3 protein-coding genes are annotated in these 4,285 nt (G+C 48.4%); all 3 read right to left on the bottom strand.

The window, feature by feature from the left end; translation table 11 throughout:
- Window positions 1-92 precede the first annotated feature (92 nt).
- The 3 genes from GVY04_00295 to GVY04_00285 all read right to left on the bottom strand — a co-directional run bounded on the left by GVY04_00295 (window position 93) and on the right by GVY04_00285 (window position 4,178).
- Entirely contained in the window at window positions 93-2,951 is a 2,859-nt protein-coding gene (locus tag GVY04_00295; GenBank protein ID NBD14616.1) for a DEAD/DEAH box helicase family protein, read from the bottom strand.
- Window positions 2,952-3,277: 326 nt separating this feature from the next.
- Window positions 3,278-3,862, bottom strand: coding sequence for a hypothetical protein (locus tag GVY04_00290; GenBank protein NBD14615.1), 585 nt, complete (start codon window positions 3,860-3,862; stop codon window positions 3,278-3,280).
- Window positions 3,852-4,178 (bottom strand): hypothetical protein, encoded by a 327-nt coding sequence (locus GVY04_00285; GenBank protein NBD14614.1) that lies wholly within the window; start codon window positions 4,176-4,178, stop codon window positions 3,852-3,854. Before GVY04_00285 ends, GVY04_00290 begins: the two co-directional genes overlap by 11 nt.
- Between the last annotated feature and the right edge of the window lie 107 nt (window positions 4,179-4,285).

Here is a 4,285-nt window from a genome sequence, read left to right as displayed (position 1 = left end):
GCAACTGGCTCAGTTCTTCCGCCTTGGGGAACGAGTGCTCTTGGCTCATCATCATGGCTTCAGCTTAACCCTTTTTTGACTCCTGTCAACCCTTATCCCTGAATCCTTACAATATAAACTCCCAAAATATCTAAGGGTAACTGTGGTTCGACTTTGACTTTTCCTTCCTTGGTAAGGCTGCGAACCCGCTGGTGAGACTCTGCAATCGCTGCGGCGCGATCGCGCGCAAATTGTTCTAAACTGGGTGTTAACTCCTCTAATCGATCAATGATGCGAGTGAGGGTATCTTGCTTTCGTTGCAGGGAATAGTCTGCCACCGGTTTGGCTTCGGTAAATAAAGTTTCTGTTTCCTCTGGGGTTAACCATTGCGCTTGGGAAGGGGGACCGGTAAACCCTTGTAACCAGCACTCTTCAGCCAGTAAGGGAGATGTTTTGCGTTGTTTGATTAAATATCGTCCCCGCAACAACAGAATAAACACCGGTTTGTCAATCGCATCAGTAACGGTAAAGCCACACCGCGCTGCAACTGAGGTTTCTGGGCTTTCTAAGGCTTCTTCTAAGAGGGTTTTGGCTAAAGTTTCCACAAGGGGATGATTCCGTCCAATTGTCTCTATTCCCTCCGGTGCGGGAGAGGTAAAGGTAATGTCGCGCGCCGTATCTCCCAATACCGGAACCAAACAAGCGGGAATATTCGGAAGTCGCCAATAGTCCCGTTTTTTAATCAAACTGGCGTTTAATCGTTCCAGCGCCGTTCTGACAAACTGCTCAACTTGTGCAGTGCTGCCTAAAGCGCGATCGCTGTCTTCGAGTTCGGCTTGGACTTGTTCGGGTTTGAGGCTACGTTGGGCAAAGCGCGATCGGTTCTTCCGTTCTCGTTCTACCGCGCGGTCCCAACTTTTTTGCACCTCTAATAACGCGGTATCTTCTTCATTCAACAATTCCAGTAACGATAACTGCTGGGCTTCTTCGGCGTGTTCAAACAAGGATTCAAAAACGGCTTCGGATACATCATTACTATCTAAGGGAACCGGAACGGTAATTCCCAATGTTTTATGAATACTCACTGCTTTGCGAATTAACACATCTAATACCGCTCCATCCACTGGGTTATCTTGTCCATAGAGGAGAAAGCATTTTACCGTCGGCGCTGTTTGTCCATAGCGATCAATGCGTCCTTCCCGTTGTTCTAAGCGGTTAGGATTCCACGGCAGATCATAGTGAATGACAGCATTAAAATACAGTTGCAGGTTGACTCCTTCGCTTAGACAGTCAGTTGCCACTAACACCCGTTGTGGATATTTTACTAATTCTTCTAAGCGAATTTCCCGTTCATCTTCAGAGAGTTCCCCAGTAATCCCAATAATTCTAAGGTTTGGGTATTTCTTTTTCTTCCCTGAGAACTGTTGACGCAGTTGTTCAGTCAGGTAGTTCGCGGTGCTGATGTAGCGACACCAAATAATCGGTTGATACCCTTGCCAGAGAAGGTCTTGAATAATTTCATTGAGCCGTTCTCGCTTCAGATCTCCTTGTCCCTGTAATTTTTCCGCCTGACGAACAAATTCCCTCAACTGTCGGCGGTCTTTCTCCTGATAAGTTTGTTTTCCTTGTTCCACCACCACCGTTGGCGGTGCGTCCACTGCTTGTTCTTGATCCGTGGGGTCATAGGTATAGCTGGCTGCAACCTCTTCATCCAAAAGATCAGAGGGATTTCCCACTTCCGACTCTCGACTCCCGACTCCCAAATCTTTACTCGCCTGACGTTTCAAGGTCGCGATCGCTGCTGCAGGGGAAGACATAACACAGCGAATGATGGCTAAGGCAGACCAATACCGTCCCCGTTGTTGGGCGTAGCTGAGTTGAGAGCGCTCCCCTTTGACTAATCCCCGCGCAAAATCATAAACGGCACTGAACAGGTTTCGATACTCTGGAGAAAGACGATAGGGAGCTTCTAAGGATTCTCGTTTGGGGAAAGGGGTTGCGGTGATCCAGTCTTGCACATCCGCCCGTCGCCGTTGAACAAAATGTTGGGCGAGGTGAGCGCGTTGAGATTCGCTGAGATGTTCCAGGTCAAAGTCTTCAAACTCCGGTTTAATCAGTCCCAGTAGCGAGCGGAAAGCGGTTTCAATGCCACTGTGAGGGGTTGCGGTTAACAAGATGAGATGCAGGTTTTCGTGATCGGCTAGGTCTCGCACCAGACGATGGCGTTGCTGGGTGGCACTGTAATCGCTCCGTTGGGTACAAGTATGGGCTTCATCGACAATCACCAATTCTGGATGATGGGTGAGAAAACTCGCTCGCCGTCGCTCCGATTTCACATAGTCTAAGCTGATGATGAGATGGCGATAGTAGCTAAAGATATGGTGATCGCCGGAAGGGAGGGATCGTTCTAGTTTGGACGCCGTTCCGGAACGGACCACCACAGCATCGAGATTAAATTTTTGTTTCAGTTCCTTTTGCCATTGGTCGCACAGTTGAGGGGGACACAGCACGGCAAAGCGTCTAATCTCAGCGCGATCGTATAATTCCCGTGTAATCAGCCCGGCTTCAATGGTTTTTCCAATTCCCACATCATCGGCAATCAGTAACCGCACCGGATCGAGTTTGAGAGCCATCAGTAAGGGCACTAACTGATAGGGATGAGGACGCACCGATAACCGTCCTAAACAGCGAAACGGACCCGCGCCACTGCGTAAACTAAGGCGCGCGGCATTCATGAGCAGCGCCCCCGCTTGGTGGTCTTGGACTTGACGGGGAGAAGGCGCTGGAAAATGAGCTGGAGTGAGGCTTTCTAAATTTTGTTCTAACAGGGGGCGGTACAGTCCACAAATTTGGTCTTCATTCCCGCTAAGGGGACGTAAACGAACAATTTGCTCATTTTCGCTGGGTAGCACTACCCAAGCGCGATCGCGACTGGCCACCAGGGTTCCGGGGGTAGGAGAGGAATCACTCATAAATGAAGTCAATCTCAGATGACACTTTAAGTGATCAGTCTACCAATTTAATAGATAAAAAAGTTTTATTTTCCCCTATCTATAATCACATTTGAATCTACATTGCGACTTGACTCACTTGAATCAATCTCTTAGCTGATAACAGTAGTTGATGAGCTCCCCGCTCTTAATTAAGCCGTAAGGAAATGACAGGCAGGAATACAGATGACCGAAGACAAGTGACAGAGTTACAGCCACTTTAGAAACGACCAGTAAATATCTCCTGCCCGTCCCCTCTCAATCAAGGGTCGAGTCAATTTTTGGGCTGATCAGAAAACCAGCCGAGATTATTCCGGGGCACTGGGTCGGTCGGGTCGCTCCATCAAAATTCTAAACGCCTTCATTTGCTGGTCTTCAGTAATCCATTGATGGTAGGTTTCGCAGTGTAGATTCACACTGTGACCCATTTGCGCTGCCGCCATCGACACATCCATGCCAAACAGCAGGGATCGAATCGCCCAAGCATGACGTAAATCATAAGGACGACCCAACTCACTTCTCTTAAAAAAGCGGCTAATGCGACTTCCTAAATCTCGATTGGTTTGTCCGGTGACATTGGGAAATTTCACCTCCCACAGTTGCCATTTTTCCCACCATTCCGGGTAAATCGGGAAAATTAGCCGCTCATCGGTTTTGCCCCCTGTCACTTTGAGAATCCCCGGTGCCGTTTTCAGCGAGTCAACATCAATGTGAAAGATTTCATGATTCCGCAAGCCGTAACACGCCATCATCCCAAAGACCCATTGCCATGCCTCGTTCTTAATGGATTGGTAACGTTGAGCAATCACTTCATCACTGGGGATATCTCGCGGTTGCACTTGCTTCCCGGAATAGTTTCCCCGATAGCGCGTGGCATCAAACTCAAGATTCAGAAATTTCGCGTAGGGCGCAAGCCCGTGCCGTAGGCTTCGCGCTACAAACCATACAAGCGCGAATGCGCGATCGCGTATTGGCTTGAGTCCCCAAAATCACATTCAATAGCACTTCTTCCGTGACGGGCGTACCTGGGGTAAATTTCTTAAAAACCTCCTTATATTCTGTATTCCAAGTGGTTCGAGATTGATTGGATTCTCCCCGTCGAGCAAAGTAATCCTTTTCAAAGTCCCCCTTCACTTGTTCAATCGGAGGACGAGGACTCGCTGATTCCACATAATCTTGCCAGCGAAACTTATCGCAAGCAATAGACATCTCCAAAAACCTAAAACTCTTACTGTAACTAAGTTACACCGCAAACGATTTTCGGATTAATTTCCTCCTCAATAACGAGGTCATCAGATGTTGAAGCACCCAAACCC

The organism is Cyanobacteria bacterium GSL.Bin1 (genome assembly GCA_009909085.1).
In the GTDB taxonomy this organism is placed as follows: domain Bacteria; phylum Cyanobacteriota; class Cyanobacteriia; order Cyanobacteriales; family Rubidibacteraceae; genus Halothece.
The sequence above is the reverse complement of the archived record's forward strand: the minus strand, read 5'-3'. Positions and strand labels throughout refer to the sequence as shown.